General features: G+C 45.5%; 9 protein-coding genes. 3 read left to right on the top strand and 6 right to left on the bottom strand.

Going from position 1 to position 16821, the window contains the following annotated elements; all coding sequences use genetic code 11:
• Nucleotides 1–478: 478 nt before the first annotated feature.
• Nucleotides 479–5797 (bottom strand): cadherin domain-containing protein, encoded by a 5319-nt coding sequence (locus QMA41_RS00990; protein WP_281628594.1) that lies wholly within the window; start codon nt 5795–5797, stop codon nt 479–481.
• A gap of 307 nt (nt 5798–6104) precedes the next feature.
• Here QMA41_RS00990 and QMA41_RS00985 point away from each other — a divergent pair, with 307 nt between their 5' ends.
• Nucleotides 6105–7418 (top strand): TolC family outer membrane protein, encoded by a 1314-nt coding sequence (locus QMA41_RS00985; RefSeq protein ID WP_021456791.1) that lies wholly within the window; start codon nt 6105–6107, stop codon nt 7416–7418.
• 2 nt (nt 7419–7420) lie between these two features.
• A complete protein-coding gene (locus tag QMA41_RS00980; RefSeq protein WP_021456792.1) occupies nt 7421–8038 on the top strand; it encodes an OmpA family protein in 618 nt (205 codons plus the stop codon).
• Nucleotides 8039–8095: 57 nt separating this feature from the next.
• On the opposite strand, the gene nhaA is transcribed toward QMA41_RS00980, so the two are convergent.
• From nhaA to QMA41_RS00955, 5 genes are all read right to left on the bottom strand, one after another.
• Nucleotides 8096–9277 (bottom strand): Na+/H+ antiporter NhaA, encoded by a 1182-nt coding sequence (nhaA, locus tag QMA41_RS00975; protein WP_281628593.1) that lies wholly within the window; start codon nt 9275–9277, stop codon nt 8096–8098.
• 254 nt (nt 9278–9531) lie between these two features.
• Nucleotides 9532–10557, bottom strand: coding sequence for a lipocalin-like domain-containing protein (locus QMA41_RS00970; protein ID WP_281629150.1), 1026 nt, complete (start codon nt 10555–10557; stop codon nt 9532–9534).
• A 100-nt stretch (nt 10558–10657) separates the two neighbouring features.
• Nucleotides 10658–13111, bottom strand: coding sequence for an FtsX-like permease family protein (locus QMA41_RS00965; protein WP_006962514.1), 2454 nt, complete (start codon nt 13109–13111; stop codon nt 10658–10660).
• A complete protein-coding gene (locus QMA41_RS00960) occupies nt 13092–13763 on the bottom strand; it encodes an ABC transporter ATP-binding protein (RefSeq protein WP_006962515.1) in 672 nt (223 codons plus the stop codon). Before QMA41_RS00960 ends, QMA41_RS00965 begins: the two co-directional genes overlap by 20 nt.
• A 123-nt stretch (nt 13764–13886) precedes the next feature.
• Complete coding sequence (locus QMA41_RS00955; protein ID WP_038158925.1) at nt 13887–15263, bottom strand: MATE family efflux transporter; 1377 nt, start codon at nt 15261–15263, stop codon at nt 13887–13889.
• A 103-nt stretch (nt 15264–15366) separates the two neighbouring features.
• Between QMA41_RS00955 and QMA41_RS00950 the strand changes: the two genes are divergently transcribed.
• A complete protein-coding gene (locus QMA41_RS00950; protein WP_281628592.1) occupies nt 15367–16803 on the top strand; it encodes a DUF2867 domain-containing protein in 1437 nt (478 codons plus the stop codon).
• The last annotated feature ends 18 nt before the right edge of the window (nt 16804–16821 follow it).

The raw sequence follows: 16821 nt of genomic DNA, 5'->3' as shown, positions 1-16821 counted from the left end.
ACGTGAAATGCAAATAGCAGGTACAGTTATCCATTTCGTGTTAGCAACTCAAATAGCGCGTACACGAAATCGCTCCATCATTTCGATGGACTACATGTTCAATAGGTAAATCAAGGTTCAGTAATGCTACTGTTTTGCAAAACAGGGCATTTAGGAAGAACTAAGCTGATTAATGGTTGTTTGTTATGTGAGTTCAATGTTGGGTTTCCCATAAACATGCCGCTACAGCGACAACAGTATCCCGTCTATCGACAAAAGGACTTGCCGATACCTACCCTACGGAGTGTTCACTCAGCCTGAATGCTCACTACGCGTATCCCCCAGAATGTCTTTTTGCGACTCACCTCCGAGATTGCGCGCGAAGTTATCACAAAATGAAAACGGTTCGCAACATTTTTTAATTTTTGGCTTTCCGATTATTTATCAACGTATCAAAAAGGCTGACTTAAAGTCAGCCTTTTTGTCATTTAACGCCTAATTATGCTGCGTCCGTTTTTAGTATTTGGGTTAGCATATTGAACTCATCGGTAATCGCGTCATTGACAATCAAACCCGCATCCTCAAACGAAGAAGTCACACCTTCCATAACAATGGTTTGTTCCTTTCCTTCATCTGTAACTGTCAATACAACATCATCTTCATCGACGGTTACTTCTATCTTATCAATCAAGTCCGCGACTTCGACATTATCGTCGTCATCCAAAATATCAGTAAGGTCGATTAAATCGCTGCCTAATTCAAAGTTATCGACAACATCCGTCCCACTATCCAGTGTTGAATCGAGCCAAGTAAAGACGTTGTCATCACTGTCACCAAGCATCATTTGATTGCCCAGTTGAGAGGTTAGTTCATCTCCCTGCTCAGCAGACAAGACTTCATATTCAGGTGAGTCTGATACATCAATTGTCACCGTGGCTTCATTACTCACAGCGAGATCTGAATCCACAGCCACATAGTCGAACGTAACGTCTTCGGTAATATCCTGAGTACCGGAAATATATCTTAACTCCCAGTTACCACCTGTTGATGACAGCTCCATTTGCACGATAGGGTTATCTGGCGACGAATAACTAAAATCATAAAGGATCTGGCTATTCCCTACATCGCCTTCATCTTTCTGATACTGCTCAACATGCGTGGTTCCATCTTCAAATGTATAGGTAACTTCAACATAAACATCGCTATTGGTATTGAACTCCGCACCCATACCATCTAACCCAAACGTAACAACATCTAGTGGATTTTCACTGAAGTCGATAATTAAGGTTTCTTGGTTGTTCATGCCGTTACCATCAGTATCCCCTATACCCCAACCTACATGCGGAACTCCTCCTGTGTATTGTTTTAGAGGTTTGTCGTTGTTGTCAGTGATGCTGATTCCAATCGTATTACCGTTCTCCAATGTAATAAGACGCTCTGTGTCGCTAACATATTCACCCCAATTGTAAAAACCATCCTCATCTAAAACGATGTCTTCAGAATCACCACTGTAACCAATTTCAAACGGGTCACCTACGCCTGGTACATAAGTGATGTTATCCGGGTTAAACAATTTATCGATATCAACTGCATCTCCTATTGAATGGAGGTCAGCTTCGGTGAGCACTCGTGTTTCACCAAATTCATCTGTATATAGTAAGGTTCCGTACTGTGGGAGTGATGTGATCATCACATTGAGCTGAACATCATTAAAGTCGTCATCCTCATCAGAGATGTGGTCTAACGCCTCATCATCTGAATCAAACACTATAGGGACAATAATTGCGTCACCGGCATCAACATCAAAATCTTCCGCCACTGGAATTTCATTCACATTGAGTTCGGAAAGAACAACGTCAATATCCGTGGCTTTCTGCGTGCCAAATCCATCAACTTCCGTCGCCGTTATGACGAGGTTATGAACGTTTGCCAATGCTTCGAAATTATTGGTAAATGCCAAGACGCCAGCGGATGTGAGCGAGATTGCTCCTGAACTTGGGTTGATGACAAAGAGAGGTTCATTTGAATCGTTAAATACATTGGTTTTGATGCTGTAGGTAACCGCTTCACCATCAGCATCCGTTGCAGAAACTGTACCTATAACGTATTCATCATTATTGTTTTCAAAATACGAGAAGGAGTATTGATCACCATCATTTGGATCAAATACAGGAGCGTTGTCATCTAAATTTATTTCCTCCAGTGTGACATTGACATCTGTAGCCTTCACTTCACCAAGACCCGCGACTTCAGTAGCGGTTACGACAAGGTTATGGACATTAGTCGCCAACTCATAATCGTTGGTAAAAGCGATTACCCCGGCGACAGTCAAACTGATCTCACCAGTCCCCGAATCAATCTCAAATAGAGCTTCATCTGCATCGTTGAACACGTTGGTTTTAATGCTGTAGGTTATCGCTTCTCCATCAGCATCGGTTGCACTTACTGTACCGATAACATAGGCATCAGTAGAGTTTTCGTCATAGCTAAAATAGTATTCGTCTTGCTCATTGGTGTTTTGGAATACTGGTTCATTATCATCAAGATTGAGCTCGGTTAACTGAACAGGAACATCGGTGGTTTTAACTTCACCTAATCCCTCATCTTCCGTAGCAGTGACAACGATATTATGCACATTCGCGGCCAGCTCATAGTCATTCGTGAATGCAGCAACACCCGCTGCCGTTAGACTGATTTCGCCACTGTTCGCATCGATTTCAAACAAGGGTTCATCGGCATCATTTAGCACATTTGTGGTAATGCTATAGGTGACATTCTCACCATCGGCGTCAATAGCGACCACCGTGCCAAGCACGTCACCGTCTGCTGAGTTTTCGTTATAACTGAACGCATAGCTCTCTGTTGGTTCTTCTCCGTCATAGAAGACAGGAGCATTGTCATCAAGATTGAGCTCGGTTAACTGGACTGGAACATCAGTGGTTTTGACTTCACCTAACCCTTCATCTTCCGTCGCAGTCACCACGATATTATGCACATTCGCGGCCAGCTCATAGTCGTTGGTAAAGGCAGCAACACCCGCTGCAGTGAGGCTGATTTCACCACTGTTTGCATCGATTTCAAACAAGGGTTCATCGGCATCATTTAGTACATTTGTGGTGATGCTATAGGTGACATTCTCACCATCGGCGTCAATGGCAACCACCGTGCCAAGCACGTCAGCGTCCGCTGAGTTTTCGTTATAGCTGAACGCATAGCTCTCTGTTGGCTCTTCTCCGTCATAGAAGACCGGCGCATTGTCATCTAAGTTAAGCTCGGTTAACTGAACAGGAACATCAGTGGTTTTGACTTCGCCTAACCCCTCATCTTCCGTCGCAGTCACCACGATATTGTGCACATTCGCGGCTAGCTCATAGTCATTCGTGAACGCAGCGACACCCGCTGCTGTGAGGCTGATTTCACCACTGTTCGCATCGATTTCAAACAAGGGTTCATCGGCATCATTTAGTACATTTGTGGTGATGCTATAGGTGACATTCTCACCATCAGCATCAATGGCAACCACTGTGCCGAGCACATCACCATCTGCTGAGTTTTCGTTGTAGCTGAATGCATAACTCTCTGTTGGCTCTTCTCCGTCATAGAAAACGGGCGCATTATCATCAAGATTGAGCTCGGTTAACTGGACTGGAACATCGGTGGTTTTGACTTCACCTAATCCTTCATCTTCCGTTGCGGTCACCACGATATTGTGCACATTCGCGGCAAGCTCATAGTCATTCGTGAACGCAGCAACTCCCGCTGCCGTTAGACTGATTTCGCCACTGTTCGCATCGATTTCAAACAAGGGTTCATCGGCATCATTTAGTACATTTGTAGTGATGCTATAGGTGACATTCTCACCATCAGCATCAATGGCAACCACTGTGCCGAGCACGTCACCGTCTGCTGAGTTTTCGTTATAACTGAACGCATAACTCTCTGTTGGATCTTCTCCGTCATAGAAGACCGGAGCATTGTCATCCAGATTTAATTCAGAAAGATTAACCGTGACATCCGTAGATTTGACTTCACCAAAGCCTTCATCTTCGGTTGCGGTAACCGTAATACTATGTTCGTTTGCCGCCAGCTCATAGTCATTGGTAAAGGCAGCAACGCCTGCGGCCGTTAAGCTAATCTCACCTGAGATAGAATCGATCTCGAACAAAGGTTCGTCAGCATCATTAAAGACATTGGCAGATATACTGAATGTAATGTTCTCTCCATCAGCATCACTTGCGCTCACTGTTCCGAGGACATCTGCATCTACAGAGTTTTCATTGTACTCAAAGTTGTATTCACCTGACTCATCAGTGTCGGCGAAAACAGGAGCATTATCATCAAGATCCAGTTCTTCTAGGTTAACGGTCACATCCGTAGACTTAATGGTACCAAGTCCATCATCTTCCGTCGCAGTGACAATGATTTCATGGATGTTAGCTTCAAGTTCAAAATCGTTGGTAAACGCTGCTACACCTGCAGCGGTTAAGCTGATTTCACCTGTGGCTGAATCGATCTCGAACAGAGGTTCATCTGATTCATTAAGAACATTCGTTTTAATGCTGTACGTTACGTTTTCCCCGTCCCCATCATTTGCAGAGACTGTACCGATCACATCCTCATCCAATGAATTTTCATTGTACTGAAATGAGTATTCACCGCCTTCATCAGTACCTTCAAAGATAGGCTCGTTATCATCTTCATTGAGCTCATTGAAGAACACGTCAACATCAACTGACTGAGGCTCTCCAATACCATCTCCTTCCGTCACCGTAACCACTATTTGATGAGCGTTTTCCAGCAATTCGAAATCATTAACGTAAGAGGCGGCCCCTGCATCGGTAAGACTTATTTCACCTGTATCTGGATCAATCTGGAATAAGTCTTCACCTTCACCATTCTGGATATTTGTTGAGATACTAAAAATGAGAACGTCATTATCGGGGTCAACAGCCGCTACTTGTCCAAGAACGGCGCCTGATAACGAGTTTTCTGGGATGTCAAACGAGTAGACACCATCTTCAAAAGCAAACGTCGACACGTCACCATCGCTTTGAGTTTGGATATCATTGGTAGCCACAAATTGAGGCAGGTCGTTGGTACCATTGATAGTAACGGTCACGCTACCGACAGTGCCATCTGCGGATTCTATTGGGAATACGTCAACGAGAGAGTCGCCTATATTCAATTCATCAAACGCACTATTGGCAACATAGGTCCAGTTACCATCGGCATCAATAGAGAAAGTTCCGTTTTCTCCTGCAACATCTTCTTGAACGATAAATGTAGGCACGTCTGTTTCAGTTGCTTCAATTGACCCGTTAACCACCCACGCTGCATCTGTTTCAAAAACAGTAACCGAGTCATCACCAACAAATATGGCCTGCGCTACTACGTCTAATAGCGTTAGGCTCTGAGTTTCAGATAAGCCTTGAGACTCCAAGCCAGAGGTATCAAACTCTGTCTCCGCTAGGGTTTCTGCACCCGTTCTTTCAATATCACCGGACCCTGTTGGGCTTGAACCGTTTTGCCCACCAGCTGCAGTAGCAAAATCTTCGTTTTGAGTAGGGTCGACACCTTGTTCAATTTGTTCGAAAATGGACGCAATTTCATTATCCAAATTAATATCGAACGTTTCACCATCATCAGTAACAAGTTGTGCATCAATGTCCGTTGCCGCTGTGGCCCCCTGACCCACGACAACAATTACTTCTCCTGGCCCAGGCACTTCGCCCGGTATAAGCTCTCTTAACTGGCCATTAATATCAATAACAACGGTCGTGTTCGCCATCAAAAATGGCGCTAGTGTTTTGGCATTCATAAGCAGATCCCCGCCCTCAAATACGCGCAAAACCCCTACCCCAATTTTAGAGTTTTTTAAAGCGCGCATTTCTACATGCTATAAACCTTAGTTGTCGCATTATTGATAAACCAGTTAATAACAAAAAAGTCCATACGAAAGTTTATAAGATCCAGATAAAGTTCGATTTTTTATTTTCGAAAAGATTCTCAAATTGCAAGCGACTCTACTAAGCTTCCATTAGAGTGTTCGTGCCCAAAGCCCTACACCTGAATAACACCTAATTACACTCTCCTTTTTACTAACAAGGAAATTAAAGGAGGCTCCCTTGAACTTGAAAAGAACTATTCTGGCAAGCTGCATTATCGCAATGAGCTTTAGTAGCTACAGTCAGACACTCGAGCAAGCGGTGGCAATTACACTAGCGACTAACCCTGAACTGAAAAGCTCCTTCAATGAGTACAAGAGTGCCTTAAAACAAGCGGATGCTTCCGGAGGTGCGTACCTTCCGAGCATCGATCTTGACGCAGGCATTGGTTACGAAGAGATCAACCCAGCAGAATCTACAGGACGTGCGGATACCGACCTGACACGGAAAGAGGCAACAATAAGCCTGACTCAATTGATCTGGGATGGTAACGCTACACTCAACGACATGGACCGAACCGCCGCTGAAGCCGAATCTATCAGACTTCAACTCTGGGCAGACGCCTCAGATCTAGCGTTGCAGGTTACTCAGGTTTATCTTGATGCAGTAAAAGCTACGGAGGTCCTCGCTCTTTCTGAAAGTAACCTCGCCGTACACAAAGATATTTATCGAGATATTAAGCGTCGTGCAGACTCTGGGATCGGTTCAACAGCAGACGTATCCCAAGTCGAAGCTCGTATCGCTAAAGCACATGGCAACTTACTTGCAGCTCAGAACAACCTTGTTGATACTCACACACAATTCAGAAGGCTGGTCGGGCAAAGCCCGCTTGGCTTAATCTACCCACGTGCGGATGAGTCAAGATTGCCTCTTTCTCTGGAAGAAGCCTTGGATACTGCTTTTGATAGACACCCTGTTATACAGGTTTCTAAAGTCGATGTAGATTCAGCTCGTTATCAATACAAGCAATCAAAAGGCAGCTACTTCCCAACAATTTCAATCGAAGCAAGTCAGACTTGGCGAGATGACGCAGGAGGTGACGTAGGCAGCAGTGACGAAGCATTAGCTATGCTCAGACTCAGCTACAACCTATACAATGGTGGTTCAGATAGTGACTTATCCGAGCGCGCCGCGTATCAATTAAACAAAGCAAAAGACTTGCGCAGTAACGCTTATCGGCAGGTAGAAGAAAGCTTAAGGCTTTCTTGGAGTGCACTTGACCTTACCTTGCAACAGAAAAACTTCTTGGCTGACCACGTTGATTCAGCCTCTGAAACAGTCATTGCCTACGAAAAACAATATCGAATTGGCCAACGTACGTTGCTCGATTTGCTGAACACTGAGAATGAGCTCTTCGAAGCTAGGAAAGATTACCTTGACGCCCACTACGCCGAGCAGTACGCAAAGTATCGTGTGATGAACGCTACAGGTAACCTGCTGGACGCCCTGTTAGTTGACGTTCCAGTGGAATGGGCACAACGAGTGGAGTATTGATTATGTTGAAGAAAACCTTACTCTCGCTCTCCGTTTTAAGCATGGCAATGTCAACCACATTGACGGCGAACGAGGATGAATACGAATATATAGAAACGCCGACTGCCAACCAGGTATCGGACCTAACTGACGACGATAGAGATGGTGTAGTCAATGCTAGGGATATATGTCCTGGCACACCAGTCAATGCTCAAGTAGACAATGACGGATGCGGTACATCGATAAGAGAAGAAGAAGAGCTCCAGCTAAGGATTCTTTTTGCCAACGACTCTTACGAGATTAACCCTATCTTTTCTGATCAAATCCAGACCATGGCAGAGTTTTTGGCCAAATATAAATCAGCCTCAATTCAGATTCAGGGCTACGCCAGTAAAATTGGCACACCTGAGTATAACCTAGAGCTATCCAAGAACCGGGCTCACGCTGTACAGGATGAGCTCTTATACTTCGGAACTGAGCCAGAACGAGTAACCATTGTAGGCTATGGTGAAACTCGATTGGAAGCTGATGGAGATGATGAAACTTCTCATGCATTAAACCGGAGAGTTACGGCGACCGTTGTCGGATTAACAGAAAAAGTGGTCGACGAATGGACCATCTTTACAATCATTGAAAAATAGTTCATCCAAACAAAAAACGCTCCTATCTTAGGAGCGTTTTTTATTTAATGTTCTTAATTATTGGTTTGCTTCAGTCGCTGGCTTATCTGCCAGCACTGTCTTTTTTGGTAAAGAAATGTGCAGTAACACGTATCCTATAATCGCTGCTGTCGTCGAGCCCATCAGGATGCCCAGTCTCGCATAGGTATCAAACTCAGCGTTAACCGGACCAAAGGCCAGCGAAGAGATGAAAATCGACATGGTGAAGCCGATACCACACAACACTGAAACTGCGAAAATATGTCTAAATGTAATACCTTCAGGCAATTTGGCTACACCTGACTTAACCGCAATCCAGCTAAAGCTGAAGATACCCAGAGGCTTACCAACTAACAACCCTAATGCAATACCCAGTGGTAGCATCGAAGTCAGCCCTTCCATCGAGATCCCCTCAAGAGAGATACCGGCGTTGGCAAACGCAAACACTGGAAGAATACCAAAAGCAACGTATGGGTGCAGTGCATGTTCCATGTGCTTCAGCGGAGAACCCTCACCTTTGTTTCCTTTAAGAGGAATCGCAAAACCTATCACTACACCAGCTAGTGTTGCGTGCACTCCCGATTTCAGAACCGCGAACCAGAGTATCGCACCGACTATCATATAGGGGAGCAATTTGGTGACCTTCTTCGAGTTGAGTATGAACAAAGCTGCGGTCATGGCAAATCCGACGGCTAAAGCTGAAGTCGACAGGTCTCCTGTGTAGAACAGAGCGATAATGACAACAACACCTAAGTCATCAATGATTGCCAGCGCAAGTAGGAATACTTTCAGGCTGACAGGGACACGCTTACCTAGCAACGCCATGATACCAAGTGCAAATGCGATGTCTGTAGCAGCAGGAATCGCCCAGCCTTGAATTGCCTCAGCGTTGCTGTAGTTGAATGCGACATAAACCAATGCCGGAGCTAACATACCACCAACAGCAGCAATAGCAGGGAAAATAGCAGTTTCGCGGGATTTAAGCGCGCCTTCTAGAAGTTCACGTTTTACTTCCAAACCGATGAGAAGGAAGAATACAGCCATTAGGCCGTCATTGATCCAGTGAGATACAGACATGCCAAACACATAAGAATGCAATATTGCCTGATAAGATTCGTTCAGTGGCGTGTTGGCAATGGTCATTGCGATTGCAGCAGCGATTACTAAAAGAATCCCCCCTGCTGACTCCATTTTGAAGAAATCGCGAATAATATCACTCATGATATCGTCCTTATATTTATTATGTTAATAAACGATTAACAAAGAATAGAGTTGAGTTTATATATATCGAATCTTAAGGAAAAATCGCTTGTTTGGATGTTTAACTTCGGAATTTTCGATATAAAAATTCTAATGCAACGTTTATTCCTTACGTAAGTATAGGTAAATTCAGAGAATTACCAACACAAACAAAAACGCAGTTTCTCATTAAATGAGAAACTGCGTTTTTAGTCACTTAGCACCGCTTTTTTAATTTAGTAACCTGTCAACTGCATGAAACCTTTCGCTTGATGGCTACCCGAAGTTTGAACTGGCCCTTCCCAATACGGAACAACAAATGGCAACCAAAGCTCCTGGTTAAGCACTTGAGTTGTAAGGTTAATATCGTACTCAGGGATTTTGATATCCCATTGCAACGGGATACGTTTGCCATTATTGAACAACGTAGATTCATGGGGGTCAATCGACATATCCTCGGCTGACAGTTTCACTGCCTTACCGTCTTTACGGGACAAGGTACCAAACAGATATGGCAACTGTTGGGCATGACGATAGCGACTGATAGAGAGTGTGGTCTCATTATCTAGATGGATTACAAACCAGTCCCAGCCCTTTTGGCCCTCTGCCATCAATCCACTGCCCCATTCTTTACTCATCCAAGCTTCCCCCTCAACAGGAATCAACTTGCGCGAACCCAGTTGAAGCATCCCTTTCACTTTCAGAAACGGATTGGTGAGGTTATAGGAAGCAATTGGCAGTAAATCGTGTTTTTCGACGTACCCTTTGTCGCCCGGTAATACATAAGGGCCGTGAGCAATAGTTTGAAGCTGGACATTAAAGCTATCGCTTGCAGCACTTAGTTGCCCTGGGAATGGCGTTTTGCCAAGCGAACGCCAAAACCAATTATCAATCCAAATACGAAACGGTCGATTCGTCATACCTGCCTGGCCGATTCCACCTCTCGCGAGCCGCTGTTCTTTCCAGACCTTATCTTTATTGGAGACCACCACGTGAGAGATGTAGAGTTGAGGGCTTTGCCATCCAATACCGTCTCTATCATCCATTGAGACTCGAAAGTAGCTCCATTGGATACCATATTCATCACCATTTTGATCTTTCACATTCGCGAAGAAATGCCACCACTCATGCTGATATTCATTATGGAATCGAAAATCCACTGGAATCTTAACAGGGTTATTGGGCAGGACGGGTTCAAACACCTGAGTCGGCTCTGACTGCATCACGTGATTCACCGAGCTGTTTTTCGCCGTCTGAGGCATAACATAATATCTAAGATAAGCTGCCCAAACGATCACACCTACCACGATGAGCAATAGCAAAGCTCTCACAAGGATTTTCGCGTGAATGGACTTCCTCATTTTACAATGCGTCCCTTAGTGATTTCATTGGTGTGTTTCGAATCATCCTCAATACTGGCAAAGCACCAGCCAGCATCAGCGAGCCCATCGCCATCAAACTGGTGTGAAGATATTCTTCAGGGATTAACTGAAGCTCAAGTGTCCAGCCAAAAGACTGCTTAATGACGATATCTACCACTAAATTAGCCAGAGCCAAGCCAAGCGGTAACGCAATTAGAATCGATATTGCCCCGAAGACAAACAGTTGTAGACCACCCATAACAACCAATTCTTTACCAGACATCCCTAGGCAACGCAGCAACGAGACATGACGTTGACGTGATACCTCACCAGCGACCGTGGCAAAGAAAATACCAAATACTGCGATGATCAAGGTGATATTTCCTAGTGTATCGGCTATGGAGAAGGTCCGGTCAAACACCCTCATCGCCTGCTTATGAATATGGCTATTGTCGAAAATCCTTTCCGAATTCAAACGGAACACCGACTCCATTCGCCTTTTAAGACCAACAGAATTAACGCCATCTTTCAATACAGCACCTAAAGCAACGGTACCTCCGCCAGCGAAGGCATACAGCCAATTACGGTGTGAAAGCAGAACTTGATTATAGGGGTTACCATAATCGTAGTAGACACCGACCACCTGCCAGCCTTTACCAAGCTTGCCAGATAAATCGATAGAGTCGCCCGGGCGAATACCTAGTTTCAGTGCCATCGATTCACTGATCATCACACCTTTAGAGTGATGTAAGTGATACCAGTAGTTAGGAATGCCCAGCTTCACGGTTAAGGAGTCCAACTCCCCTTCTGAGGCACCTGTACTGACAACCTGAAGAACTCCTTTATTAGAGTTGACCTCTTTCTCCCAGCGCCACCAAACAGAATCAACTTCCGGCTGTTTAGACAACCAACCGCTCATACGAGCCGCAGCACTGTTATTCGGGTAAATGTACAAGTCAGCGGCTAAACGTTGGCTCAGCCATTTGTCGGTTGTATCACGGAAGCTACCAACCATGGTTTCAACACCAATGTTGGCTGCCATTGCCAACATAAACGCCATGGTCGCTACACCTCGGTAACTCATGCTGGCTGCCGCGTCAGCAAAGAACCAGCGTGTTTTCACCCATTTAAGCGAATAAGAAAGACTGTCAAATACCTTCCAGATTAGGAACGGAGTAAACAACGCTACACTCAGTAGCATCAAAGCAACAATCGCAAAGCCAGATTCCTGTGTTTGCGGCGCCTGATAAATGGCGATTGCTGCCACACATAACGCGCAAGCTAGCAAAGCTTGGATCGTAAACTCAGTGCCCGCAAAACGAACTAAAGATAAACGTGCTGTTAATCGAATCGGCTGTGAACGCAGCAAACGCACCAAAGGCCAGGCACAAGCAACAAAAGCACCAATGATCGTCATGTATAGGCTGTATATACTGGATTTCCAGCTCCACGAGATCAACAAGCCAACATTAGCGTCATAAAGGTCGCCCAAACTGGCCGAAACAGCAGGAATAAGCTGATTAGCAAGCAAAATGCCGAGCACGTTACCACACAACCAGCTAATCGTGATCAACACCAAAAGCTCTAAACAGAGTGCCTTAGCCAGCTGCCAACCAGAAACGCCGGTTTGACGCATCGCACCGACTAACGGCTGCCTTTGAGTCAACGAAAGTGACATCGCTTGATAGAAGATAAATAGACCAACGAGAAACGCCAGCATCCCCATAGCGCTTAAGTTCATGTGGAAGGCTTGCGTCAGTGATTCAAGCTCGGCACGTGAATTACGCATAATGCTCATGCCGTTGGGTAAGTACTCTTTAAGGCGTGCTAGTTTTTCCGGTGGCATTTCACCACAAGCAATGACTGAAATCCCGGAACTACGCTCTAACATTCTAAGCAAAGAAATATCGGCGATAATCCGAGTACCATTCAATCGGTCTTGGGTATCAACAACAATCGGCCCTAATTTACTGCCATCACTGAGTGGGATAAAGTCATTGTCCTGCCATTTCATATGCGCGGCGAGATCGGAACTGACCAAAATCGGATATGGGCTGTTCATTAATTGCAGAGAAGAGAAATCTTTCAGAATCGTCGCGGGCCTGAATTGCAACATAGCCACGGGATCGACACCAACTAGCATCAGATCCGTCCCATTGGCCATGTTTACTCGTAGGCTTTCAAATGGTGCGCACTGGTTGAACCCATCGCGACGAAGCTGGACATAGAAGCCCTGAGGAATCTTATTGGTGATGTGTTTAGGACGAATGCGGTAAGGAAGAGGATTGGAAAAAAGTTTTTCACCGTGTTCGTAGCTTTGCCTCGCATGATCGTTAATAGAGGTCACACCCACCAAAAGGGACACACCTAACGTAAGACCGAGCCAGACAAGAAGGATTTGAAAAGGGTAGCGTCTGTAATGGCCGAGTAGTGCTTTAACTACGGGCCATAACATGAAGCTGCCCTCCTTGAAGACGCACTCGACCTTCCATGTGTTCCGCCACCCGCTCACTGTGTGTCACCAGTAATAATGTACACTCTAACTGGCGAGTCAACGTAGTAAGAAGTCGCATCACTGCTTCGGCATTTCTCTCATCAAGGCTGCCGGTTGGCTCATCGGCAAGGAGAATTTTGGGCTCCATATAAAGCGCACGGGCAATAGCGGCTCGTTGCTGCTGGCCACCCGAGACTTCTTCAGGGTAACGACCCAGCAATGGCATTAAATCTAATGCAGAGAGAATTTGACGCCATAGACCTTTGTCTTCGGGGAGCCCCTTAAGCTGGCGACAAAAACGAATATTATCAGCGACGTTGAGCGTTGGAAGTAAGTTAAATTGCTGAAAGATAAGGCCAATGTTGTTGCGACGATATGCAGTACGTTTGGTTTCGGCAATTTCATGCATAGAGAAATTCGGAAACCAAATTTCGCCAGAATCTACCGTATCCAACCCCGCGATCAAATTCAGTAACGTACTCTTTCCTGAACCACTTTCACCCATCAGAGCGACTTGTTCGCCTTGTTCTAATGACAACTCAGCACCTTGCAAGACAGGGTGAAATTCACCACCATCTACATAGCCTTTACATAGGTCTGTTAGCTGAAGCATTAAAAGTCTCGCAATCGTTCAAAATTGGACTGTGAATCTACACTAAAACCACGCTGGGAGGAAGTATTTTGGATACTAGATCACAAGATATGCATCCAAACACATCACCTGGACGATTCATGTCTAATTTTCGATCAAATTTTTCATCCAACGCTGTGTTTTCATCCTATATAGCGAACCGCCCCACTTGATGACCTCTTCGGTCAAGAATAGTAGGAAAACCCATTCAGGTTCCCATCCTAGGCCAATGGCTGCGAACGCTGCGAGCGGAATACCAATCAGCCACTGGGCAATCAAGTCTTGGTAGAGGCAGAACTTCACATCACCACCAGCTCTTAGTACACCGACAATCACCATCATAGGAATTGAGCGTAAAATAATGCCGAAGCACAGAATAACCATGAACTTCTCAGCCAAAGCACGAGTCTCATCAGTCAATGCACTAAAAGCATCAAGCACAAGTCCCTGACATAAGTACAAAATCAGAGCGACAACAATGCCTACAATCAAGCTCAGTATGGTCATGCCAATCGCCTGATAATAGACTGCCTCATAATTCTTGGCGCCAATCTGGTTACCCACTAGCACAGCAGCGGCATTGGACATTCCGATCAAGAGTGCCAAAGCGATCGACTCAACCGGCGACATGACCGACAGCGCAGCCAATCCCTGAACTCCGGACTGCCCCATGATCGCGTGATAGGCAAACAACCCACCAGCCCAAGCGAGAAAGTTAAACGTGGTGGGTAAAGAAAGTTTCAAAAAACGTACAACCCTTTCCCATTGGATTACCGCTTTAAGATCTTTAGCTCCGAAAGCCAGCAAGTGCTTTTTTGCGTAGATGTAGCCAAATAGTGTTGCAACTTCAATCGCTCCACTTAGCACTGTGGCGATTGCGGCACCTTTGATCCCCATCGCGGGAAAACCCAGCTTACCGAAGATAAGTACCCAGTTAAGAAAAATATTGGACACAATACCAATACCACTGAAGAAGGTACTGATGCCAGGTTTGTGCATTGAACGAAGACCAACAGACATGCTGGCAACACACGCGACAGCAAACATAGTGACCGCTGTAATCACCAAATACTGACTACCTAACTGATTTACTTCCTGAGATTCAGTGGTCAGAGCCATGATTTCACTTGGAAACAAAACAAAAATCGCTACAGTAAACACAGCAAAAATCATTGATACCAACCAAGTCAGGGCAGTACTTTCTTTGACGCCCTGACGGTCAGCTGCACCCCAATATTGGGCTGTAAGCAGCGCTCCGCCTGTCGTCACGCCTACTAGCATAATCGTTGTAACAAAGGTTGCTCTGGCCGCAACGCCCACTGCTGCAATTTCTGCTTCACCTAATTGGCCAAGCATCAACACGTCCACTAAACCACGGCTTGAGAACATGATACTTTGCAACGTAATGGGTAAGGCGATGGCGATCATTCGTCGCAAAAACTCACCGCGCGTATGGAATAGAACCTGTGAGATCGTGCTCAATTACTCACCTCAATCGACAACACTATGATAGGAAGGGAAAAAATATACCGTTTATTATATGATCAGCCTTGCGCATAAACCATATTATTAATAAGGGGTCGAGATGAAAAAAGTGCTAGTACTGGGCGCATCCGGCTATGTGGGCTCGCAGTTGCTGCTTCAACTATGTAACAAAGGCTACCATGTGACGGCAGCGGCTCGACAAATTGAATATTTGAAAGCCCGAGTCACTCCCCACCCTAACCTTGAATTGATTTATCTCGATCTCGCTGACCAAGAGACAACACAGCGCATTGTTCCAGAATATGAAGTCGTCTATTTCTTGGTTCACGGAATGGCGCACGGCCATGACTTCCTTGAGTATGAAATATCCCTTGCTGAAAACTTCAAATCGGCACTAAAAAAGAGCAGTCATACTAAACACGTCATCTATCTCAGCGCAATTCAACCTCAGACTGGCAATTCAGAACACCTTAAAGCGCGCCGAATGACGGGCGACATTATTCGCAAAGCGGGAATACCCGTCACTGAGCTACGAGCGGGGGTCATCATAGGCCCCGGCTCAGCGGCTTTTGAGATCATGAGAGACTTTGTCTACAACATGCCTCTACTCGTCACTCCGAAATGGGTAGACTCGAAAGCCAACCCTATCGCGCTGGAAAACCTCAACCACTATTTGTTGTCGCTTATTGAGGAATCCCCTACCAGTCATGCGCTATACGAAGTGGGAGGACCGGATACTCTCAGCTATCGTGAGCAATTCGAGACCATCAGCACTGTAATTCGAAAGCCCATCAAGCTCTGGTCAACATCATTACTGACGCCTCAACTCGCATCGCGCTGGCTAGGTATTGTTACTTCTGTTCCTGCCAGTATTGGGGCTGCTCTGCTATCTGGCTTAGAGCACGATTTTATTGCCAACTCCGACGACATTCGCCAACGCTACCCTCAAGCACTTGTCAGCTACGAACAAATGGTCAGAAAAAGCATCGACGAAGAAGGTCATTTTGTTCGCAGCGAAGTCTGGGGATTCGACCCTGCAGCTCTAAAGCGCTGGCAAGCTGGCTATGGCTATTACCCAAAACAAACAGGTGCCAGTATAAAAACGGATTTAAGTTCAGAACAACTGTGGGAAATAGTCAAACAAATTGGCAGCAGGAAAGAGGGTTACTTTTTTGCCAACCTAATGTGGCGTACAAGGGAATGGCTCGATCTATTTTTTGGCGGAGGGCGACCTGTGCGGCGCTCCCCTACCGGGCCAGAGTTGCAAGTGGGTGACTATATTGACTCTTGGAAAGTGATTCGCTGCGAAAAAGAGCAATTTCTGTCACTGCTGTTTGGTATGAAAGGCCCCGGCCTAGGACGCTTGGAGTTTTCATTGGAAGACTTGGGCAGCAAACGCAAACTGACTGTCCAAGCCTGGTGGCACCCACAAGGGTTAAGAGGCTTACTATACTGGTTCGCGATGATGCCTGCACATCTATTTATCTTTAAAGGCATGGTGAAAGCCATTGTCCGAAAAGCAAAAGAGCTTCCATAATGGAAGCTCTTTTCAAAT

The organism is Vibrio sp. St2 (assembly GCF_947311885.1).
Taxonomy (GTDB): domain Bacteria; phylum Pseudomonadota; class Gammaproteobacteria; order Enterobacterales; family Vibrionaceae; genus Vibrio; species Vibrio coralliilyticus.
Note: the sequence above shows the minus strand (reverse complement) of the source record. Positions and strands in the feature narration are given on the sequence as shown.

Bases quoted from the DNA above. Each gene is read 5' to 3' on its own strand.
- nhaA (WP_281628593.1), bottom strand. From the start codon at position 9,277: ATGAGTGATATTATTCGCGATTTCTTCAAAATGGAGTCAGCAGGGGGG.
- QMA41_RS00970 (WP_281629150.1), bottom strand. From the start codon at position 10,557: ATGCCTCAGACGGCGAAAAACAGCTCGGTGAATCACGTGATGCAGTCA.
- QMA41_RS00990 (WP_281628594.1), bottom strand. From the start codon at position 5,797: ATGAATGCCAAAACACTAGCGCCATTTTTGATGGCGAACACGACCGTT.
- QMA41_RS00980 (WP_021456792.1), top strand. From the start codon at position 7,421: ATGTTGAAGAAAACCTTACTCTCGCTCTCCGTTTTAAGCATGGCAATG.
- QMA41_RS00960 (WP_006962515.1), bottom strand. From the start codon at position 13,763: ATGCTTCAGCTAACAGACCTATGTAAAGGCTATGTAGATGGTGGTGAA.
- QMA41_RS00965 (WP_006962514.1), bottom strand. From the start codon at position 13,111: ATGTTATGGCCCGTAGTTAAAGCACTACTCGGCCATTACAGACGCTAC.
- QMA41_RS00950 (WP_281628592.1), top strand. From the start codon at position 15,367: ATGAAAAAAGTGCTAGTACTGGGCGCATCCGGCTATGTGGGCTCGCAG.